Origin of the sequence: Anaerocolumna cellulosilytica (genome assembly GCF_014218335.1) — a bacterium.
Classification (GTDB): domain Bacteria; phylum Bacillota; class Clostridia; order Lachnospirales; family Lachnospiraceae; genus Anaerocolumna; species Anaerocolumna cellulosilytica.
Genome location: NZ_AP023367.1, coordinates 2180231 through 2201814 on the forward strand (window position 1 = coordinate 2180231; position 21584 = coordinate 2201814).

Genomic DNA, 21584 nt, shown 5'->3' on the forward strand with positions numbered 1-21584 from the left:
CAATAATCAAAATTAATGCATATTTATTTAAAAAAAACATACAATTATAGTTGACATTTACAAAAATTGCCATTATAATAATGCCAGAAGACGAGTTCTTCCAGTTAAGCGCTAACTGAATCAATGTAATTACACAGCTGTGACAGGAGTAGTTAAAGTAATTAATAACAAGTCAAAAGAGTATAAATAATTAAGAAGGGAGTTTTTCGTATGATTAGAAGAAAAAATTTAAGAGTTTTAACAGCAATTGGTTTAGCTTCATTAAGTATTTTTAGCGGTTTACATATGGTTAATCAAAAAGTTGCAGCAGATGCAGAATATAGTGAGGCCTACAATAACAGTAATTATGAAAGCCCTTATGCAAAGGACAGGGTTATTGTAGCATTAAAGTCAGGTTATGATTATCAAGTAGCAGTTGCAGATGAAGGTTTGACGTTTCAAAATACGTTATCCTCAGAGGATAGTGCTTATGAGGTAGTTCTGTATACCGTCAAGGAGCAAAGTGCAGAGGGTGTAATGGAAGCCGTTGAGTCCTTAAAAAAGAATCCGGCAGTAGCTTATGCAGAACCAGATTATATGGTACAAGCTACCGATAAAGTTCCCAATGATCCAAGTTATTCCAGACTTTATGGTTTAACAAAGATAAGTGCACCGGCAGCTTGGGATACCTTTACAGGTTCTAAAAATGCAGTAGTTGGAGTAATTGATTCAGGTGTTCAATATACACATCCTGACTTAGCAGCTAATGCTTGGATAAATCCCGGTGAAATTCCTAATAACGGAATTGATGATGATGGTAATGGCTATATTGATGATGTTTATGGTTGGAACTTTGTAGACAACAACAATAAACCGCTGGATGATAATGGTCATGGCACTCATGTAGCAGGTACTATAGGTGCGGTTGGTAACAATGGAGTCGGGGTTGTTGGAGTTGCTTGGAATACACAGATAGCAGCTTTAAAGTTCCTTGATGCAAACGGAGATGGTTATACATCCGATGCAATCCTTGCGATTAACTATGCTAAAAAGATGGGATTTGCCATTACCAACAACAGCTGGGGTGGTGGCGGCTACAGCCAAAGTCTGAAAGATGCAATTGATTCCTATAATGGTCTGTTTATAGCAGCAGCCGGAAACAATGGAACCAATAATGATAGCAGAGCTTCCTATCCGGCAAGTTACACATCTAGTAATATCATTGCCGTAGCAGCAACAACTAGCAGTGATGCAAGAGCAAGCTTTAGTAACTATGGCAAAACCAGCGTTGATTTGGGCGCTCCTGGAGATTCTATTTATAGCACATACATGAATGGAGGTTATGCAACATTGAGTGGAACATCCATGGCCACTCCTCAAGTTGCAGGAGCAGCAGCTCTTCTAAAAGCATATAAACCTTCTCTGACGACTGCTCAGCTAAGAACTGCAATTCTGTCAAATGTAGATGCAGTTTCAAGCTTAAACGGAAGAACGGTAACCGGAGGAAGATTAAATGTTTTAAAAAGCCTTAATTCAATAAAGTAATACTTGGTAATCCAAGGCATTGCTGTAAAACTATCATAAAGGCAGTGGTTTAAAAGGGGTTAAATTACATACTAATTTTTATGAAAAGTCCTTAGATGGTTATAGCAAAAAGAACGGAGAGTTCCTCCACTATCGCAGTTAAGTCTGGGATATGCAATAAATATAATATGGAATTACAATATGCCAGCGGTTTAATCCGCTGGCATATTTTGTGCACCTATACTTACCGTAATTCTGGGGCGATGTCAAAAATATTTTCAAGAGCCGTCCGTACCTCTTTCAGCCATTCAAAATTCCCCTTTTTAATACACCAGGTAACTTCGTGACCAAGAAAGACATAAGCCGATGCTTTATAAAGTGCCAGAGCATCATTCCTGTTACGGATTTGTCCGGCTTCCTGCCCTTTTTTTATAATCATGACAACTACATTCGTCAATTCATCCCGAAAATCATAGCTGCCATAGTCTTCCTTTAAATTGCTGATTAACATTTGGCTTAAGAAATCTGTCCCAAACTTACTGGCTTCTTTGATTAGGCTTTCAAAACATATTAATAATTGATCCCAATAATTGTCCTTAGACAAAATGGACAAAAGATGCTTACTTAGGTTATGCGTAATAGAATCATAAAAGTGCAATATAATATCTTCTTTGGATTGTAAGTGATAATAAAAAGTCGTTTTAGAAATGTTGCAGGCATTGCATATATCTACAACCGTTACATTTGCATATCCTTTCTCTAAAAATAATTCATTCGCAGTTTCTATAATAAATTCCCTAGTTGATTTATCGGACATGGTTACACCTATTTGATATTGCTGGATTGGCTGCAATACTTGGCATCCTTTCTTTTTATTTCAATTTACCTCTTTTTAACGTGGGCTTGTATTTGCTCTATCAGAAAACGATTATAGCATATATTTTGATATTGTAGAACTGTATTTTTAAAATAGTCTAAGGTGTGACTGGAAGCACATTTGATATCTGCGTACATTTATTTGAGCATATTGCTGTAAAAAATAAAGTTTGTTTCAATAAACCATAAAAAATTAACAAAAACAACATTGACAAATTAATAACAAAAGAGTTATTATATTACCGTAGTAATATAAATATTTACTAAAGTAAAGATGGTTTTTATTGGTATTATGTATATTATCAGTATAAAAGTATTGTAAATACAGTATGGAAACTGTTAATATCGGGTATTTCGTTATTGGTTTAACAAAATCCAGGCAAAAGAAAAGGAGAATAGGAATGGCAAAATTATTCGAAAAAACACAAATCGGCAGTATGAAACTAAAAAACCGTATTGTTATGGGTCCAATGGGTACGACAGGTGAATCCGATGGTTCTTATACCTCAGAAGGAATTCGTTATTTTGTGGAACGTGCAAAAGGTGGCACCGGCCTTATTATTACGGGTGCGAATGTAGTAACAACAAAATACGAAGCACGTCCCTGTACAGAACTTAGTAACTTCCATCATGTAGAACGTTTAAATATGCTCATTGAACGCGCGCACCATTATGGTACCAAAGTCTGTGTACAGATTTCACCGGGATTAGGTCGCCAGCAGTTTACCGACCCTTTTACATCCCCTTATTCTGCCAGTGCATGTGATGCTTTCTGGTTTCCTGGTTTAAAATGCAAACCATTTTCGGTAGAAGAAATTCATGATTTAGTGGAAAAATTAGGATATTCTGCAAGTCTTGCCAAAATGGCAGGGGCAGATGCTGTTGAATTGCATGCTTATGGCGGCTATCTATTAGACCAGTTTCACTCAAGACAATGGAATATGCGTACAGACGAATACGGCGGCTCTTTAAGAAACCGTATGAGATTTACGCTGGAATGTATAGAAGCAATTCGTAAAAACGTTGGTCCTAAGTTCCCGATTCTTGTTAAATTCACACCGGATCAAAGAGTTGAGGGCGGTCGGGAATTAGAAGAAGGTATTGAAATGGCAAAAATACTGGAGGAATCAGGAATCGACGCTATCCATGTAGATTGCGGATGCTATGAAGCATGGCATAAAGCCATTTCAACTGTTTATGAAAAAGAAGAACATCAGATGGATGCGGTAGAAGCGGTAAAGAAAACCGTATCAATTCCGGTACTCGGACAGGGCAAAATGTTTGACCCGGCAAAAGCAGAAAAAGCTGTCACAGACGGTAAAACAGATTATATCGTGTTAGGTCATCAAATGTTAGCAGATCCTGCCTGGGCCAACAAAGTAAAAGCTGGAGATACCATGGATATTGTACCATGTATCGGTTGTAATGAATGTCTGTTAGCAGGTTTCTCCGGAAAGCACTATTACTGTGCCGTAAATCCATTATGTTATGCGGAAGAGGATTATCCTTTACCTGAGAATGACAAAACCAACAAATCCGTATTGGTTATCGGTGGGGGACCTGGTGGTATGTCAGCTGCAATTGCGGCAGCAAAGAGAGGATGTACAGTAGAACTTTGGGAAAAGGCATCCCGTCTTGGTGGAAATCTGTGGGCAGCGGGTCTGCCAACATTTAAACAAGATGTATTAAGATTAATTACATATATGGAACGACAGGTAGTAAAGCTTGGTGTAAAGGTTAAACTAACGAAAGAAGCAACAGCAGAAGAAATAATTGCAGGAAATTATGATAAAGTTATTTTAGCAGCAGGCTCCCTTCCTTTTGTACCTCCTATTGCTGGTGTAGAAAATGCCGGGGTTTCAGGAGAATACTTGTTAGGGATAAAGAAACCGGGTAAAAAAGTAGTAGTAATCGGCGGCGGTCTGGTTGGCTGCGAAACGGCAGCCTATATGCAAGAAACAGCCGAGGAAGTAACGATAGTTGAAATGCTTGATGATATCTTAGCGATTGCAGATCATTGCTTAAATAATGATCAGGCATTAAGAACCATGATTAAAGAAAGAAAGATAGGAGTAGTCGGTAATGCCAAAGTGTCTAAAATAACGCCTGAGAGTGTTGTTTATACAAAAGACGGTAAAGAGCACACGATTTCTTGTGATACGGTTATACTCGCTGCCGGATATAGGGCAAATAATACTTTAGAAACGGAACTGGAAGATAAGGTTAAAGATTTGACTGTAATAGGTGATGCAGAAGCACCAAGAAAAATATTAAATGCCGTACATGAAGGATACCATGCGATTCGTGTTATGTAATTTATGAATCTATAAATGGAGAAAGGACGTGTTACAACTTAAAGTGTTGTGACAGTCCTTTTTTTGGGATGAATACAAAACTATTAATTTTGTCGTATTTTGTCTAGTTCTTTGGACCCAATACAACTATACGCATTGACAATGTTTTAACATGATTATAAGATAGTTAAAGGGTATAAATCAACCAATGATGAAGGAGTAGAAAGGATGTTTAATTTTTTTTCTAAAAGTAAAAAAATTGAGTTTAGAACTGTTGAAAATTGTTTTCTTACAGGAGATGCGGAGATGAAAGCGGTCTGCTCGAACGCTTTTTTTGGATTACCGGATCTTTTTCTTGATATAAAGCTGTGCAGTGAAAACAGGGAGCAGTTTATAAAAAATAATTTTTTTAATCTTCGGTATATGGGGGGAACTGAAGCATCCTGGGATAAAAATAAGGCGGAATATATACGTTCTATCAAAGAGGCTTTGGAATCTGCCTATGGTATTACCGATCAAGAGAGTTATGAAGAAGTTTTCTTGGATTTTTACGCAGAGGCAGACCCTCATGCATGGAATATGGTAAGAATAGCAGGAGTTACCCAAAATGCTTATACAGCAGAGTATATCAATGCGCAGACCGCCAAAGAAAACATAGGGTTATTAGGCAATAAACTTTTGGAAAATTATAATTCCTGGGAGCAGGTAGCCACAGATTTTCTTTCAGGTAAGCTTCAGTTTATAGAGCTGAAAGCAATCCACAGTGCGGATGATAAAGAGTATACGAGTATTATAAATATAGTAACGATGATTGATTTATTGTTTAATGATAAGGATACACCTCTAAAAAAATGCTTATTTAGTCGTGAGGAGAATTTGCATTTAAGCTCTAATAGTATCTTTCAGAAAGTTCTTGACAACTTGATATCTGTTCCCCAAAGAGCCAGAAATATAATGAAGGTTTACAAAGATGTATACGGCTGGCGTCCATTTATATTATCTGATATTTATACTCTGGATGAGAAGGATAAAAACACCTACAATTATGTAAAAAATAATCTTAAGCTGGAAGAAGACGAAGAAATTGTTTACATACACGCGTTCACCAGTCAAAAACCGGAAAAGTCAGACATAAGTTTTGTATTAACCAATAAAAATTTAATTACAGTTTTTAATAAAAAAGATAGACAGAATGGTAAGTATGTATATACACCACTCGCGGTTTTAAATAGAAGTAATATTACATTAAAAGAAGTAGAATCTGCATACATGCTTTTCATTGACGATGCACCAAGAGTTGAAAATATATCTTTGAATTCGAAACGGGAAATTTCGGCTTATCAAGAGATTTTAAGTGATATGATTGCTTTCTTAAATAATATCAGAGGTTGAAGAAACCAAAATATAAAGTATAGACTGAAAAATACATTATATTTTATTTGCAGCAGTAACACACAGCAAACAGGTATATTAGGCAAGAGGGATTAATATGGGAAAAATGTAATATTTTATATAAAAATGTAGTAAAATGTAATGAATTCAAGTATAATAAAAGAAATACATATTACACAGTAAGGAAGTAGAAGACTACTAAGAGGGAGATAAGTGGACATGATTTCAAAAAAAGGTTTGGACTACATTAAAGAGTTTGCCGAAATTCAAGTAAATGTTATAACAAACGGCTGTATTTTCTTTCTTATGGAAAGCGATACCATTGTATGGGAAGCATCCTCAAAGGACTTCTCATTACAAGAGTTTAAGGTTGGTGAAACCCTTGCTAAGACAAGTATCAGCCATCAGGCAATTGAGGAAAAGAAAACTACCATCGGTACTTTTGTATCTAAAGAAAATGGTGCAAGGGTAAAAGTAACTGCTATACCGGTTACGAATGAAGAGGGTAATGTCAGTGGAGCTTTTACTATAGTGCTGCCCAAAGAACATCATTTAGTCAGTGGCTTTAAGGATTTTGCACCGGTTATAACTGAAATGTTTCCTGGGGGGGCGTTTCTTTCTGTAACCGATACCGAAAAAATAACACAAAGACAGCCTTCCAAAAATTTTGATTTGAAGGATGTATACATCGGAAAAGACATATCCATAGATCCGGCTGCTATGGCAGCATTAAAAACGGGTGAGATACAGCGCGTTGATTATGACACTTATGAATATGGAGCCCCTCTTCGTATATTGGTTTCACCCTTTTATGATGAAGACACCAACGAAGTAATCGGAGCACTAAATATTGTCCGTCCAAAAACGATAGAATTGTCTCTTCGTGATATGGCATCCAGTCTTAAAAATGGTTTAACTCAAATTGCAGCAACCATTGAAGAATTAGCTGCCTCAGCTACAGACATTCATGGCAATCAACAACAATTAAATGATAATATTAAAAAAATAACAGAAACAACAGAAGAAATTAACAAAATAAGCACCTTTATTAAAAGTATTGCGAATCAGACCAATATGCTCGGCCTGAATGCTGCAATAGAAGCCGCGAGAGTAGGAGAAGCTGGAAAAGGGTTCAGTGTGGTGGCATCTGAGATTCGACAAATGTCTGAAAAATCGAAAAATACAGTTGCAGAAATTGAGAAATTAACCAACGAAATCCGTACCAATGTATCAGAGTCCAATAACCAAAGTATTATCTCCCTTACCGCCAGCCAGGAACAGGCGGCGGCAACAGAAGAAATCACTGCAAGTCTGGAAGAAATCACTGCTCTGTCTGATGAATTATCCCAGATTGCTAATAAGTTATAAATCATTCAAAAAAGCTTTATTAAGTCCCGGTGGTAATTTCAACTGCCGGGACTTATGTTTGATAGATTATGTAATTTTGAGCGAATTAAGGTATTAAATGGATACTATAGATAAGACTTTTGGTTTAAATTGATGTATAATAATAAATTAAGGTAAAATTTGAATAGGGAGATGATTGTTTGCAGCCTTTTAATGCACCAATACCGTTTATTAAGGAAACATTACTGTATGAAAATGCTCTGAAAGAAAAGGAGGATATTCAGAATTTTATCCTTGAAGGACAGGCGAAGATTTGCTTTGATAACCAATGTATGATATTAAAAAATGCTTTGGACAATGGATTAGGTCAGAAGGCCAATTATGTTCTATGGTGTCCTGAAATCTTTCCTGCGAATATTAAGATTACTTGGGAGTTTCGTCCTGTAACCGATGTTGGTTTATGTATTTTGTTCTTTGGAGCAGGCGGAAAAGAAGGGAAGGATTTGTTTGATACAACTCTTACAAAGCGGACAGGTGAGTATCCACAATATCATAGTGGTGATATCAATGCCTTTCATATTTCTTACTTTCGTAGAAAAGAGCCGGACGAAAGAGCCTTTCATACCTGCAATCTTCGCAAAAGCTTCGGTTTCCATCTGGTAGCCCAGGGAGCGGACCCTCTGCCGTCTGCCAAGGACTGTGTGGATTTTTATAAGATGGAGGTTATAAAGTATAAGAATACCGTAGCCTTTTCCATCAATGGATTAGTAGTATTTACATATGAAGATGACGGAGATACGTATGGGCCTCTATTAACGGAAGGCAGAATTGGATTTCGTCAATTAGCGCCTCTAACAGCAGCCTACAGGAATCTGAAAATATTTGAACTAAATGAGTATTCTATAGAAGCAGTATAAATTTTAACATGAAAACTTGTGCCTGTGACATAGGGTTACAGGTATTAGAAAGGGCATGGCTATTAATATGTTATTGCATAATCTTGGAAATAGAGAGAAAGTTGGTTACACTACCTGGGGGTGTATGTGGGAAAAGGGGCATTGCACCTTGGAAACGGGATTTATCTTGAAAAATGAAGCCAAAGTGCAGGTGCCTATGCAGAGCCGTGTTACCGCATATTGGCCGGACGGGTCTGTAAAATGGACCTCTCATACGGCAGATGCAGCCCGTTTAGGAGATTCTATAGAGGTTCTTATAGGGAGTGAATCTGAGAAAAAAGAAAAGATAGAATTGAAACGAAGTGAAGAAAAACTTACGGTATTAGCAGGAAGCATGGTAGTAACTTTAGCTCTTAAAGGCAATGAGCTATTTCAGACCGCAGCCTATGAAGGAAAAACGTACTTAGCGGATGCAACACCTGTATTAATGCTGGAAGAACCGTCAGTTTGGGAGGGTAATCCAGTTAAAATAGAGAAAAAGTATACACCTAGAATCACCGAAGTGACGGTTGAGGAAGAAGGAGAATTGCAGGTTATCTTAAAATATACCGGACATCATGAACTGGTTACAGGAGAAGAAAAGATACCGTTTCATATTCGGATGAAGATTGGTTTAAATAGTCCCCGGTTAGACTTTGTACATACCTTTTATTACGATGGTGACGAAGAAAAGGACTTTTTAAAAGGACTTGGAATTCGTTTTCACTCTCCTTTAAAGGGGGAACTGTATAACCGCCATGTAAGATTTATGGGTGATAATGGTGTGTTTCATGAAAGTTTAGCGCAGTTATTAACCTGGAGACCGCGTATCCCGGAAGATATTTATAAGAGACAAGTAAAAGGACAGCTCCTTGTACTGGAAGGTGAAGATAAAAAACTGGTAGATACAGTAATGAAAGCAATGCCTTTCTGGAGTGAATATGACTTATGTCAGGATAGTGCCAGTCATTATTTGATTCGAAAAAAGATTAAGGATGAAAATTGCTGTTACCTGGACAGTCTACATGGAAATCGGACAGAAGGTGGAGCAGCCTTTGGCTCGGAACAGGGTTCAGTGCTATTTTCAATTCGTGACTTCTGGGAAAAATACCCTTCTGGGTATACGTTTAAAAATTTGGACACCGATGTTTGTGAAGCTACTATATGGTTTTGGTCGCCGAAAGCAGAGACCATGGATTTTAGACATTATGCTAACAGAGGCTATAATCAGGTGTACTACGAAGGGTATGACTATAAAGGTGCAACACCTTACGGAATCGCCTGCACCAGTGAGTGTTCGGTAAAGGTTTCTGATAAATTGATACCCTCAGATAAAGAAATCACCCAGTTTGCGCAAAATGTAAAACAACCAGTGCAATACATTGGTACACCAGAGTTTTACCACCGTATGAAAGCGTTTGGCTACTGGTCCCTGCCGACGCGCAATACGCAGACGGAGAACTGGTTGGAAGAACAGCTGGAACGTGCTGTGGCATTTTATGCCATGGAAGTAAAACAGCGTAACTGGTATGGAATGTTTAATTACGGGGATTTTATGCATACCTATGATAAAGAACGTCATCAATGGCGGTATGATATGGGAGGATATGCTTGGGATAATACAGAGCTTGTCCCTACTTTATGGTTATGGTATGCATTTATGAGAACCGGCAGAGAGGAAATCTTTACTTTGGCAGAAAAACTGTCAAGACATGCTTCTGAGGTAGATGTATATCATTTGGGTAAGTATAAAGGTTTAGGCTCCAGACACAATGTTAGGCATTGGGGCTGCCCATGTAAAGAAGCACGCATTGCCATGGCAGCTCATCACCGTTTCTATTATTATCTCACTGGTGACAGGCGGTTTGAAGATATTTTTGAAGAATTAAAAGATAACGAGATGACCTTTCTAAATAAGGATCCTCTGGGGGATTTTTATGCGAAAGAAGAAATGGTTTATAAAAGTCATGCCAGAAGCGGTCCGGACTGGTCCTCTCTGTGTGCAAACTGGATGACCAGATGGGAACGTTTTAATGATAAGAAATACAGGGATAAGATTACTACCGGTATTGAAGATATCAAAAAAGCACCTCTTAAGCTCATATCCGGTCCGGATTTTGAATTTGATCCTGCCAGTGTCCGTCTTCGATATATCGGTGAAAATGCGGCAGGAGGAACCCATCTGCAAATCTGTATGGGTGCGCCTCAGGTCTTTATGGAGCTGGCTGATTTATTAGAAGATGAAGAATGGAAAAAGATGATAGCAGATTACGGAAGATTTTATTATCTGCCAAGGGAAGAACAGATAAAGGAATCCGGCGGAATCATTGGTAAAAGGGAATTCAGCTTGCCGTTTATGGCGGCGGCCATGGGAGCATACGGTGCAAACTATCTAAAGGATGATACTTTGGCAGAAAGAACCTGGAGAATACTGCTCCAAACTTTAATTAGTGAAGGAAATCACGACGGCTTCAAGGAACAACAAATAGAAAATAAAGGAAATCAAAAAACCTTGATTGAAATTCCATGGATTACCACTAATTTTGTAGCCCAGTGGTGTTTAAATGTAATTGTTGTCCTTGCATTTATTCGTGAAAAGCTTCCGAAAACTCTGGAAGAAGTGGATAAGTTGGTAGAAGATATGTCTGCGGAAGGGTTTAGAAAGGCATAACAAATACTTTCTATAATTACTGACGATTTTGTGATACAATAGGTTGCGAATTATCTATTAGATAGATAGACAATTGTCCAATCAGATATGTAGTAAGGAGATTTTAAATCAATGAAATATTACTTCGCACCGATGGAAGGTCCAACTGGATATATATACAGGCGTCTTCACAAAAAGCACTTTCATCATATTGATAAATATTTTTCGCCGTTTATCGTTGCTAATCAGAAGGGAATTAAGAATCGGGAATTAAAAGATATACTGCCGGAAAATAATCAAGGGGTTGTATTAATACCTCAGATATTAGCGGGTCACGCAGCGGATTTTATTCAGACCGCAAAGGACATTCGGGATTTAGGGTATCAGGAGATAAATTTAAACCTGGGCTGCCCCTCTGGTACAGTGGTATCAAAGGGCAGAGGTTCCGGATTTTTGGCAAAGACAGCGGAACTTGACCACTTCTTAGAAGAAATTTTTACAGCTGCTGTTACCAAAATATCCGTGAAAACCAGACTTGGCAAGGAACATCCGGAGGAGTTTTACAAGCTTATAGAGATTTTTAATAAATATCCCATCGAGGAATTAATAATTCATCCCAGAATACAGAAGGATTTTTATGATAATACGCCGAATCTGCTTATCTTTAAAGAAGGTCTTAACCTTAGCAAAAATGCAGTATGCTATAATGGAGACCTGTTTACGGTAAAGGATTGTAACGTTTTTTCTGCTGACTTTCCTGAGGTTCACTGTCTTATGCTTGGTAGAGGATTGATTGCGAATCCGGGACTGATTGGAGAGCTAAAGAGTGGTGTAACACTTCAAAAAGATGTTTTAAAAGCGTTTCATGATGAGATTTATGAGGAATATAAAGGAATACTATTTGGAGACCGGAATATTTTATTTAAAATGAAGGAACTCTGGAACTATATGATAACCATATTTTCTGATTATAAAAAGTACGGGAAAAAAATTAGAAAAGCAGAGAAGCTAAGAGATTATGAGGAAGTAGTAACACGCCTTTTTTCGGAGCAGGAAATCTTGGTTGGTGCAGGTTTTACAAAATATAAGTAAAACAAAACGATGATTTCTAATGACGGAAAATAGATAATTTAATATAGCTGTGTACTTGCTGAAGCTCCTTATAGATCTACAAGAAGGGAGTTTTCAAATTAAGTGCACAGCTTTTTATCGGTTGACATATATAGATGACCGATATATTACTTATTCTTAAGTTACTTGAAGAAAAAGATATGTATGGCTATCAGATGATTGAAGCCCTTGCTAAAAAATCGGATGATGCTTTTTCTCTTAAGGCAGGAACACTATATCCAATCTTGCATGGTCTTGAAAAAGACGGCGTTGTGGAAGCTTACGATGAGAATGCAGACAGTGCAAGAGTAAGGATATACTACCACCTGACCCAAAAGGGAAAGAAATTGCTACAGGATAAAAAACAAGAGTGGAAGGTTTACTCTGGGGCAGTGAATAAAATATTAGAAGGAGGTATCAGCTATGCTGCCACTTGATAAAACCCACAAGCCAAAAGCTCAATGGGGAATGCTAGCCTTTACAATGCTTCTATTTATGACAGGCTTTCTTATCAGAATCATAGCAAAAGATAATCTCGACTATTCCACCAGAGATAACTTTTTGCTTCCTAAATTCTATTTAATGGGTTTACCCTAAATATCTTATATGGTAAAATAGATGAAATATTGATTTTGACAGGGTGTTGAAAATGATTCTGTGACAAGCGGTTTTCAGACACGCCTTGACAAGAATGGAGGTGACCCATGTTGACCTTGGAAAAAATAGAACTTGTTAAAGTGGAAGTGACTGCGAAATCTTATGGAGAAATATGATTATGAATTTTCACAGTATGATAATAGGGATGTCAATCAGTTAGGCTTCTAGAGCAGGACAAAAATAAAGCAGAAAGAATGTAGCATCATGCAAAAATTAATTGATTTACAACTGACAATGTTTCTTATGATGGCAGTTGGAATTGTAGTGAAGAAAGTTGGAATTATTGGTAAAGAAGGTCAAAAAAATATAACAGACCTGGTCATATACGTAATACTCCCCTGTAATATCATTAAATCGTTTATGGTGGAATTCTCATTAAAAATTATGTACACATTTGGAAAAGTACTGATGGTAGCTGTTTTGATTCAGGTTTTATGTTCTCTTGTCGGACATTTTATGTATAACCGAATTGAACCGGCAAGAAAAAAATGTTTACAGTATGCAACTATCTGCTCCAATGCCGGTTTTCTGGGGAATCCGGTTGCGGAAGGAGTCTTTGGAACGATGGGATTAACTCTGGCATCCATTTATTTGATTCCCCAACGTATAGTTATGTGGTCAGCAGGAATATCCGTATTCACCCAATCACCAGATAAGAAGACCTTATTTAAAAAAGTAATAACGCACCCTTGTATTGTATCCTGTATCATAGGAATTCTCTTAATGGTGACACGGATTTCTCTGCCCAGTTTCTTAAATTCTTCCTTACAGACTATAAGCAGCTGCAATACAGCCCTATCTATGATGGTTATAGGTATGATACTTGCGGATATTGATTTAAAGAAAATGGCGGACGGAACCGTACTTTATTTTACGGTTATCCGTCTGATATTTATACCTCTTGTTGTGTATATACCTTGCAGACTGCTGGGAGTAGATGCAATGATTACCGGAGTATGTGTATTACTGGCGGCAATGCCTGGCGGAGCTACTACAAGTATTCTTGCATCTAAGTATGATGGTGATACGATATTTGCAACAAAATGTGTTGTATTCTCAACATTGGCCTCTTTAATTACAACTCCGATTTGGAGCTTTATATTGATGTAACCTCAGAACGGTAAAAGCAGGATTCAAAAGAACTCTAGACTATTAGTAGTGGAACAGACTCGGTGTTTTACAGCCTTGCAATTCTTTTATGCAGCAGAGGTCCTAACAGGAGTGCGGCGGCTATTTTCATAAGATCGCCCGGAATATAGGGGATTACACCACTAAACAAGCCTGCCATAAAAGACAAATCCAACTGATAAGCCAGCCAGGCAGTTCCAAGCGTGTAGGTTACGAAAAGACCGACAGTCATTCCCAGAGCGTACATATATATTTTACCCCGGAATTGTTCATTGAAGATGCCGCTTATGATGGCTAAAAACAAGAAGCCAAGCAAGTATCCTCCGGTTGGTCCGAGTACTTTGCCGGGACCTCCGCTAAAACCGGAAAATACAGGAACGCCCACAAAGCCGATTAGTAAATAAATCAAATAACTGATAGTACCTTTTTTCCAACCTAATAAAAATACGGTTATGTAGAGAACAAGATTTGTAAAAGATATCGGTACAACACTAAAGGGAAGTGGAATCGTTAGGGGGCCAAGGATACAGAGTATAGCGGTCATTAAACCAATTAAAGTAATATCTTTTGTTTTCATATTCTTTTTTGCCATGATATGTTTTATGCAGGTATCTGCATAACCTCCTATATTTATCTTTATTTATACTTCAAAGCCAAGTGTCCGCAGCAGTTCAATATCTTGCTTAATATTGTTTCCGGAGGTAGTCAGCATATTGCCGGTAATCGTTGCATTAGCACCCGAATGAAAGGCTTTTTCGCCTGAATTATCCATCAAGGAGCGTCCGGCAGCAAGACGGATATCCGCTTCTGGATTAATATAACGGAAAAGTGCTATAGTTCTCAGGATGTCGGCTTCTTCTAAGCAAGGGACTTCTTCAAAAGGAGTTCCCTTTATAGGCATAAGGGCATTAATGGGTATTGATTTGACATGTAACTCGGAAAGGCTGACAGCCATATCTATCCGGTCTTCCCAGGTCTCCCCCATCCCGATAATTCCACCGGAGCAAACGAAAAGACCGGCTTCACCAGCCAGACGTATACCCTGGATTTTATCCTCATATGTATGGGTAGTGCAAATAGTAGGAAAGTATCGCCTGGAAGTCTCAATATTTTCGTGATATCTGGTAACTCCGGCTTCCTTTAAAGCGATATAAGCCTCTTTTTCCAACAGGCCATGAGAAGCACAGAGGTCAATATTACATTCTTCCTTTATTCTTCTATAGGCGGAGAGGGCCTTGTCAAAAGCCGCTCCGGTCAGAGCTTTTCCTGCTGTTACAATGGAATATCTGTGAACTCCTTCTGCCTCATGCGTTTTACAATCTGCAAGTATCCTGTCTTCATCCAGGAATCCATATTCTGTTATCCCAGTCTTATACTTCTTGGATTGGGCACAAAACTTGCAGTCTTCACTGCATCTGCCGCTACGGCCGTTGATTATTGAGCATAAGTCTACCTTATTACCGTGATAATGTTCCCGTATCCGGTCAGCTCCTTTGCAAAGTATTTCTAAATCAGCCGTTATAAAAGGAGAGGTATCGTCCTCTCGCTTTATACGATAACCATTGCGTATGCTTTCTGCTAATTTTAGCATGAATTGTCACCTTTCCTTATTGCATATCATTTTGTATAGAACTGTGAAACTCTTTTAGAAACAGAAAATGGGTAACCAACTGCCTAGCGAAAACTAAGGAGTATATTTAATACTTACATCTCCAGAGGTTAAGATTTTTTGGGTACCGTCTTGATATCTCACCACCAGCCTTGCACGCGTGTCAATGTCCACAGCAGTGGCCTGCTGCAAGGTATCACCTGACAGTATCTCAATTTCTTTACCAATGATAAAGGAACGGTTTCGATATTCTGTGAGAATATTGTCATGAAATGGATTCTTATAATATGCCCAGAAGTTATTTATAATAGTAGCGGCCAATCGGCTTCTAAGTCCTATAGAATCCTTGGAATTAGAAAAAATACCATCGGCGGTGTGCCTTAGTTTGCCCGGGAAATCTCCTTCCGGTCTGGAAACATTAATTCCAATCCCCACAATACAATACTCTAGCCCGCCGCCTTCCAGGCAAACACTGCCTTCTGTGAGAATTCCGCACACCTTCTTATCCTTTATATAAATGTCATTCACCCATTTAATTTTAGTTTGGCAGCCGGTCACTTCTTCAATGGCATTAGAGACTGCTACTGCTGCGGAAGTAGTAAGGAGAACCGAATCATCAAGTCCTAAAGCAGGACGAAGCAATATACTCATGTAAATGCCGGTTTTAGCAGGAGAGTAAAACGGCCTGCCCATACGCCCTCGCCCCTGGGTCTGTTCTTCTGCAATTAATATGGTACCTTCCGGTGCGCCATGCACAGCCCACTCTTTTAATACTGTATTTGTGGAGGTGACTAAGTTTTGGACTGTAATAGATAAAGCATTACTGTCTACTGTAAGATAAGGCATTATGCTTTCACCAGAAAGAATATCATTGTTCTCTGACAGGCAATAGCCTTTATTGGGAACAGCTTCAATGGCATAGCCATCTGCCTGTAAGTTCTTTACAGCTTTCCATATGGCATTTCTGCTGACAGAAAGTTCCTTGGCTAACTTAGCACCGGATACACTTTTTCCCTTATTTTCTTCTAATATGGATAGGATATATTGTTTGGCACTCATTTTAACTCCAATCTGTGCACCGTATTGTATTTTAGTTATACTGTTTCTTACTCCTGTAAATTATGATTGATAGATTAGATTCCTTTTAATTTGCATGGGAATCTAATATTTAAGTTCAATGGTAAGTTATGGGGTATAACACTAGTTTTGTTTTACAATACCATAATCAAAAAAGATTGTCAACCTCAAATAGTATATGGGTTGACAATTCCGGATTAGAAAGGTGAAAACATAAATTTTACTCACCCTAAGATAATGAAACAGGGTTGCTTTCAATACTGTAATGTAGTATGATAGATAGAAAAGTGTAAAGTCCACGTAAAGTTAAAGGGACGGCAAGAGGTAATTAGGATGCATTATTACCTGTAAGGGACAAGCACTAAAAACATAAAATAAACGAATTTTAAGAAATGCAATCTGGAGGAATACATGAAGAACATAGTGGTTATTGGGGTTTCCGGAGGTTCTGCATCTGGTAAAACGACCGTTGTCAATCGTTTGAAAGATATCTGCAAGGATAGGGTGGAATTAATCAGTCATGATTATTATTATAAACCCTTTCAGGAACTGTCACCGGAAGAACGGACAAAGATTAATTACGACCATCCCAGTGCCTTTGATACAGAATTGTTAATTAATGACTTAAAGAGATTAAAGCAGGGCGTTTCTATTGACAGGCCGGTATATTCCTATATCGAAAATACCCGTTTAGAGGAAACGGTAAGAGTTAATCCGGCAAAGGTCATTATAGTTGACGGTTTCATGATTTATGAGAATGAGGAACTTAGAAATCTTATGGACATTAAAGTCTTTGTGGATACCGATGCGGATGAAAGACTAATTCGCCGTATATTAAGAGATGTTAATGAACGGGGAAGAACTCTTACTTCTGTTATAGAACAGTACAGTTTAACAGTAAAGCCGATGCATGATCTTTTTGTAGAGCCATATAAGACTTATGCAGATATTATTATACCAAGAGGCGGTTTAAATGATATTGCCATTGATATGCTGGCACACAGAATTGAAGCCATATCAAAGGAAGACTAAGGTGTTGCTATCTATGTATTGCCGTATTGCCTGTTCTAAGTGCATGGTTTTGGGCATGTAACACACTACGCAGGAAGCCATCCGTCTTCACGCAATGTGAACCCTCACCCCGGAATCAAACAGCTTTAGATATACTCCGGTTGAATGAAAACCTTCAGACTGTTGCAGATATAATATGCAGCCGCTTGAAGGTTTTTTGATTTCTCTCACTAAGTAAACCCTTACCAGAGAACAAGTAGTTTATACCTATACCTTAGTCAGTATATTACTAGTACTTTAACAGGGTAAATAATTAACAATTCATAACAGACAGTAGACCGCATACGTAGAACTTTCTTTGTAAAAAAATTATAAGTATGGTATAATATAGGGATACATTTTACGCCATATTTTATATACCAATCTGTTAAAATTTGTGTAATAATAGAATGTGGATAACGAGAACTGAATTCAATATTGAATGAATACTTAAGAAAAAATAGGGAGTAATTATGGAATCTATATGGAAAATACTTGGCATTGAAGAGACGTTTGACTTAGATAATATAAAGAACGCCTATAGGCAGAAATTAGTGAGTGTAAATCCGGAAGATGACCCGGAGGGCTTTAAGGCGCTGCGTTCTGCTTATGAAACGGCGTTACAGCAGGCAAAGAACACGGATACCGAAAAACAGTCAGATACAGAGACTTTAACAGAATATGATATATGGATTAAAAAGATAGAAGAAATATACAGTAATTTTACAAAAAGAATTGATACCGCCTGCTGGACGGAAGTTCTACAGGAGGATATCTGTATTAGCCTTGATACCAGCAGCGAAGCAAAGGAAAGGCTTCTTAGGTTTTTAATGGATAACTTCAGGCTGCCCTATAAAGTATGGAGGTGCCTGGAGGAATGTTTTCATATTACGGACGAAAAAGAGGAACTCTATGAGAAATTCCCGAGGGAATTTGTTGATTATGTAATCAGGTCAGTAAGTAATGAAGAGTTTCTAAATTACACGCTGTTTGAGGGAGATGAGGACAGCGATTACGACGGATATATCAGCAGTTATTTTAAGATTAAGAATAGTGTGGATGAAGGGAATACAGAAAATTTTCAGGAACTTTATACAGAGTGTAAAGACTACTTTATTTATCATCCCTACCTGATGGTTGAGGAAGCAAGATATTATTCCAAACAGCAGGAGTATGAAAAGGCTTTAGAACTCTTAAAACAACTATACGAAAGTCATGCGGAGGATAATTATATTCTGTATTACCTGTGTGACGCATATTTAAAAGTCGGCAGGGAGCAGGAGGCTTCCTGGCATTTTAACCTGTTACTGGAACGGGAACCAAATCACTATTCGGGAAAACTGGGAGTGGCGCAGTGTCATATTCTGAAGCAGGAATATGAGAAAGCAAAGGAAATGTATCTGGATATTCTGGAGGTCTATCACGGAGACAATTATGTGAATGAAAAGTTGCTTGAAGTAAATGAATTTCTTATAGAAAAGTTCAGCAAGGATTACGAACAGGATAAAAATAACATGAAGGCCGGACTAGAATTAGGATGGTGCCTTTGTCAGAATGGGAAATACAAAGAAACCGTGGATTTACTTGATGCGATATGTCCTGACGAGGAGCATGAATTTGAATATAATAACTTAAAAGGCAGAAGTCTTTTGTATTGCGAACAGTATGAAAGGGCACTTAGTTATCTGCCAAAGTGGCTGGAAGGACTAGAAGCCATTGAACCTGATGACACGCCAGAAAATAAGAAAAAGCGAAGAAGAATCGGTTACGCTTATTATGCAATTGGCTGTGCATATGCAGAGCTTCCAGGAGAAGATGAAGAACAAAATAGGGAAACTGCTTTGGAATATCTTGATAACGCCTGCCAAAAAGAAACGGATTCCTTCGAACGATTGGGATATAAAAATTATAAAGCAAATATTCTATTTCGTTTAGAACGCTATGAGCAGTGTGTAGATGTCTGTGATGAAATCATTGAGGAATCCGCACATTACTACCCTGCCTTTGTAAGAAGACAGGAGGCATATTATCAATTAAAGAGATATCAGGATGTAATTGATGATTATTACAGGGCAGTGGATATTTATGCCAAGGAAGCAAAGCCTTATGAACTGGCTGCAAAGACCTTTTTACAGTTTGACAAATATGAAGATGCCTTTAGAATCGTCGAGCGTGCTGAACAAGAGGAGGTTGTTTCTACTCGCCTACTCTATTATAAAGCAAGAATTTTAAGATTGATGAATCGTGAAACTGCCGATATAGTAAAGGCATATGAACTGGCGGCAGAATTAAAAACGGAGGATAAAATACAGGAGTTAGAGCGAAAAGGAGATGCCTGGTACGAGGGTGCTTTATGTAAAATAGAGTTGAATGAACTTGATAAAGCAATGGAAGAAATCCAGGAAGCTATCCTATTAGCTCCAAGTGAAGGTGATTACCTATACTGTAAAGCAAATATTTTATTTAATCAATGCAAGTATAAGGAAGCTAAAAATCTTTATGAAATACTAAAAGAGCGTTATCCCGATAGTGATACCTTACTTTTTAAACTGGGAAGGGTATATGATTTGCTGGAGCTTACAGCTACAGCACTGTCCTATTATTTGAAGGTATTAGAGCTATATCCGGAACACGGCAGTGTGAACCATTATATTGCTGCTGCTTATGAAGTATTAGGAAATCAGAAACACAAGAATAGCTATTATGAAAAAGCATTGCCTTACTATACGAAGCAGATAGAAGTATATCCAAATGACTACAATTACATAGAGCGGGGACTATTGTACGTTAAGCTGGAACGCTTTGAAGATGCAGTTGAGGATTATAAGCTTGCTATTGCATATGATCCGGAAAGTCCATACCCATATAATAATATGGGTATAGCATATAAATACATGAAGAAGTTTAAAGAAGCAATAGAATGCTTTTTAAAAGCAGTTGAGCTTAGGGGGGATGATAAGAATATGCGTCCGTTCCTCAATTTAGCTTCTTGTTACTCTATCCTAAAAGAGTATGAGAATGCTGAAAAATACTATATAGAGAATACAAGGGTGTTTTCAGAATTCAAAGATGCTTACAAAGAACTGGGTCTATTTTATCGCAGAATTAAAGAATTTGATAAGGCTATCAATTTTTATGAGAAAGAAAAGGCAAGATGGCAGGATGAAGATGAGGCAGATTACCTCGTCAGGCTTGCAGATACCTATTTAGAAAAAGGTGATATAAGAAAAGCGGAAGCTCTATATAAGAAAGCGATTAAGACAAATCCGGAGTCAGAAGATGCTTTCAGCAGTTATGCTGAACTGTGTTTTTATTATAAACAAAAATACAGGAAAGCGCTCCGACTGTATAAAAAGGCTGTAGACATATGTAATGATGCCACTAGTTATGACCATTCGGATTACTTATATTATATGGGTAAGGCTTATTATTATATGGGTGATAAGGATAAAGCAAAGGCTGTTATGACAGAGGTTATGGAGTATTACATACGTACTTATGGAAGCATATCGCAATACTTAAGCTCTAGTAGTTATAAACCCATTAGAAATTATGTGATAGGTATCATCTATTATTACAGTGGAGAGATAGAAAAAGCCAGAGAGCATTTGGAAAAGGTAGACTCTAATATAATATGCAGACAATGTAAATATTCGGTGTGCTATGAAGCACTTATCGGGAAAGGGCTTTTACTGGAGTATGAAAGAAAATATGCAGAGGCGGTAAGATATTATCAGGAGGCCAAAGACATTACCACGGATGCTTACTGTCATTTTCTGATAAACAGGCTAAAAAAAGCGAAAAGTATATAAATAGCAAGTGTGAAAAGAAATTCTAAGCCAGCTCAGAATACAGACTAAGAATTCTTGAGTTTCACATTGGATTAGCTATGCTGCGTGGCGGCATGTTTAGAGGTGTGTTGTTTGGCTGTAACCAGACAGTGCATTAGTATGAAA

Annotated in this window: 16 protein-coding genes; 12 read left to right on the plus strand and 4 right to left on the minus strand. The window is 37.8% G+C overall.

The annotated features are described in order from the left end of the window. Window positions 1-210 precede the first annotated feature (210 nt). Window positions 211-1524 (plus strand): S8 family peptidase, encoded by a 1314-nt coding sequence (locus tag acsn021_RS09115; protein WP_197978603.1) that lies wholly within the window; start codon window positions 211-213, stop codon window positions 1522-1524. Between the two features lie 223 nt (window positions 1525-1747). Here acsn021_RS09115 and acsn021_RS09120 read toward each other — a convergent pair whose 3' ends face one another. Beyond that, a complete protein-coding gene (locus acsn021_RS09120) occupies window positions 1748-2320 on the minus strand; it encodes a TetR/AcrR family transcriptional regulator (RefSeq protein ID WP_184091200.1) in 573 nt (190 codons plus the stop codon). Window positions 2321-2780: 460 nt separating this feature from the next. On the opposite strand from acsn021_RS09120, the gene acsn021_RS09125 reads away from it, so the two are divergent. The 9 genes from acsn021_RS09125 to acsn021_RS09165 all read left to right on the plus strand — a co-directional run bounded on the left by acsn021_RS09125 (window position 2781) and on the right by acsn021_RS09165 (window position 13874). Next, window positions 2781-4694, plus strand: a complete 1914-nt coding sequence (locus tag acsn021_RS09125) for an oxidoreductase (RefSeq protein ID WP_184091198.1) — start codon at window positions 2781-2783, stop codon at window positions 4692-4694. 207 nt (window positions 4695-4901) lie between these two features. Then, window positions 4902-6065: a DUF1266 domain-containing protein gene (locus tag acsn021_RS09130; protein WP_184091196.1), complete on the plus strand. Its 1164-nt coding sequence runs from the start codon at window positions 4902-4904 to the stop codon at window positions 6063-6065. Window positions 6066-6284: 219 nt separating this feature from the next. Beyond that, a complete protein-coding gene (locus acsn021_RS09135; RefSeq protein ID WP_184091194.1) occupies window positions 6285-7433 on the plus strand; it encodes a methyl-accepting chemotaxis protein in 1149 nt (382 codons plus the stop codon). A 179-nt stretch (window positions 7434-7612) separates the two neighbouring features. Beyond that, window positions 7613-8329: a DUF1961 family protein gene (locus tag acsn021_RS09140; protein ID WP_243167789.1), complete on the plus strand. Its 717-nt coding sequence runs from the start codon at window positions 7613-7615 to the stop codon at window positions 8327-8329. Between the two features lie 55 nt (window positions 8330-8384). Next, window positions 8385-11018 (plus strand): exo-rhamnogalacturonan lyase family protein, encoded by a 2634-nt coding sequence (locus acsn021_RS09145; RefSeq protein ID WP_243167788.1) that lies wholly within the window; start codon window positions 8385-8387, stop codon window positions 11016-11018. A 111-nt stretch (window positions 11019-11129) separates the two neighbouring features. Beyond that, window positions 11130-12089, plus strand: a complete 960-nt coding sequence (locus tag acsn021_RS09150) for a tRNA dihydrouridine synthase (protein WP_184091192.1) — start codon at window positions 11130-11132, stop codon at window positions 12087-12089. 134 nt (window positions 12090-12223) lie between these two features. Continuing rightward, the gene (locus acsn021_RS09155; protein ID WP_184091190.1) at window positions 12224-12544 is read left to right on the plus strand and encodes a PadR family transcriptional regulator; all 321 of its coding nucleotides are present in this window, start codon (window positions 12224-12226) and stop codon (window positions 12542-12544) included. After that, complete coding sequence (locus acsn021_RS09160; RefSeq protein ID WP_184091189.1) at window positions 12531-12704, plus strand: hypothetical protein; 174 nt, start codon at window positions 12531-12533, stop codon at window positions 12702-12704. Before acsn021_RS09155 ends, acsn021_RS09160 begins: the two co-directional genes overlap by 14 nt. 264 nt (window positions 12705-12968) lie before the next feature. Continuing rightward, entirely contained in the window at window positions 12969-13874 is a 906-nt protein-coding gene (locus tag acsn021_RS09165) for an AEC family transporter (protein ID WP_184091188.1), read from the plus strand. Between the two features lie 67 nt (window positions 13875-13941). Here the strand turns inward: acsn021_RS09165 and acsn021_RS09170 are convergent, their stop codons facing one another. The 3 genes from acsn021_RS09170 to acsn021_RS09180 form a co-directional block, all read right to left on the minus strand. Beyond that, complete coding sequence (locus acsn021_RS09170) at window positions 13942-14469, minus strand: biotin transporter BioY (RefSeq protein WP_243167787.1); 528 nt, start codon at window positions 14467-14469, stop codon at window positions 13942-13944. Window positions 14470-14532: 63 nt separating this feature from the next. Continuing rightward, a complete protein-coding gene (bioB, locus tag acsn021_RS09175; RefSeq protein ID WP_184091186.1) occupies window positions 14533-15483 on the minus strand; it encodes a biotin synthase BioB in 951 nt (316 codons plus the stop codon). A gap of 93 nt (window positions 15484-15576) precedes the next feature. After that, entirely contained in the window at window positions 15577-16560 is a 984-nt protein-coding gene (locus tag acsn021_RS09180) for a biotin--[acetyl-CoA-carboxylase] ligase (RefSeq protein ID WP_184091185.1), read from the minus strand. 429 nt (window positions 16561-16989) lie between these two features. On the opposite strand from acsn021_RS09180, the gene udk reads away from it, so the two are divergent. Continuing rightward, a complete protein-coding gene (gene udk, locus acsn021_RS09185) occupies window positions 16990-17610 on the plus strand; it encodes a uridine kinase (protein WP_184091184.1) in 621 nt (206 codons plus the stop codon). A gap of 491 nt (window positions 17611-18101) precedes the next feature. Then, the gene (locus acsn021_RS09190) at window positions 18102-21440 is read left to right on the plus strand and encodes a J domain-containing protein (RefSeq protein WP_184091182.1); all 3339 of its coding nucleotides are present in this window, start codon (window positions 18102-18104) and stop codon (window positions 21438-21440) included. Window positions 21441-21584: the final 144 nt, after the last annotated feature.

Excerpts from the sequence above, each read along its gene's own strand:
- udk (WP_184091184.1), top strand. The coding sequence starts at position 16,990 with ATGAAGAACATAGTGGTTATTGGGGTTTCCGGAGGTTCTGCATCTGGT.
- acsn021_RS09115 (WP_197978603.1), top strand. The coding sequence starts at position 211 with ATGATTAGAAGAAAAAATTTAAGAGTTTTAACAGCAATTGGTTTAGCT.
- acsn021_RS09145 (WP_243167788.1), top strand. The coding sequence starts at position 8,385 with ATGGCTATTAATATGTTATTGCATAATCTTGGAAATAGAGAGAAAGTT.
- acsn021_RS09180 (WP_184091185.1), bottom strand. The coding sequence starts at position 16,560 with ATGAGTGCCAAACAATATATCCTATCCATATTAGAAGAAAATAAGGGA.
- bioB (WP_184091186.1), bottom strand. The coding sequence starts at position 15,483 with ATGCTAAAATTAGCAGAAAGCATACGCAATGGTTATCGTATAAAGCGA.
- acsn021_RS09160 (WP_184091189.1), top strand. The coding sequence starts at position 12,531 with ATGCTGCCACTTGATAAAACCCACAAGCCAAAAGCTCAATGGGGAATG.
- acsn021_RS09155 (WP_184091190.1), top strand. The coding sequence starts at position 12,224 with ATGACCGATATATTACTTATTCTTAAGTTACTTGAAGAAAAAGATATG.
- acsn021_RS09190 (WP_184091182.1), top strand. The coding sequence starts at position 18,102 with ATGGAATCTATATGGAAAATACTTGGCATTGAAGAGACGTTTGACTTA.
- acsn021_RS09130 (WP_184091196.1), top strand. The coding sequence starts at position 4,902 with ATGTTTAATTTTTTTTCTAAAAGTAAAAAAATTGAGTTTAGAACTGTT.
- acsn021_RS09135 (WP_184091194.1), top strand. The coding sequence starts at position 6,285 with ATGATTTCAAAAAAAGGTTTGGACTACATTAAAGAGTTTGCCGAAATT.
- acsn021_RS09165 (WP_184091188.1), top strand. The coding sequence starts at position 12,969 with ATGCAAAAATTAATTGATTTACAACTGACAATGTTTCTTATGATGGCA.
- acsn021_RS09150 (WP_184091192.1), top strand. The coding sequence starts at position 11,130 with ATGAAATATTACTTCGCACCGATGGAAGGTCCAACTGGATATATATAC.
- acsn021_RS09125 (WP_184091198.1), top strand. The coding sequence starts at position 2,781 with ATGGCAAAATTATTCGAAAAAACACAAATCGGCAGTATGAAACTAAAA.
- acsn021_RS09170 (WP_243167787.1), bottom strand. The coding sequence starts at position 14,469 with ATGAAAACAAAAGATATTACTTTAATTGGTTTAATGACCGCTATACTC.
- acsn021_RS09120 (WP_184091200.1), bottom strand. The coding sequence starts at position 2,320 with ATGTCCGATAAATCAACTAGGGAATTTATTATAGAAACTGCGAATGAA.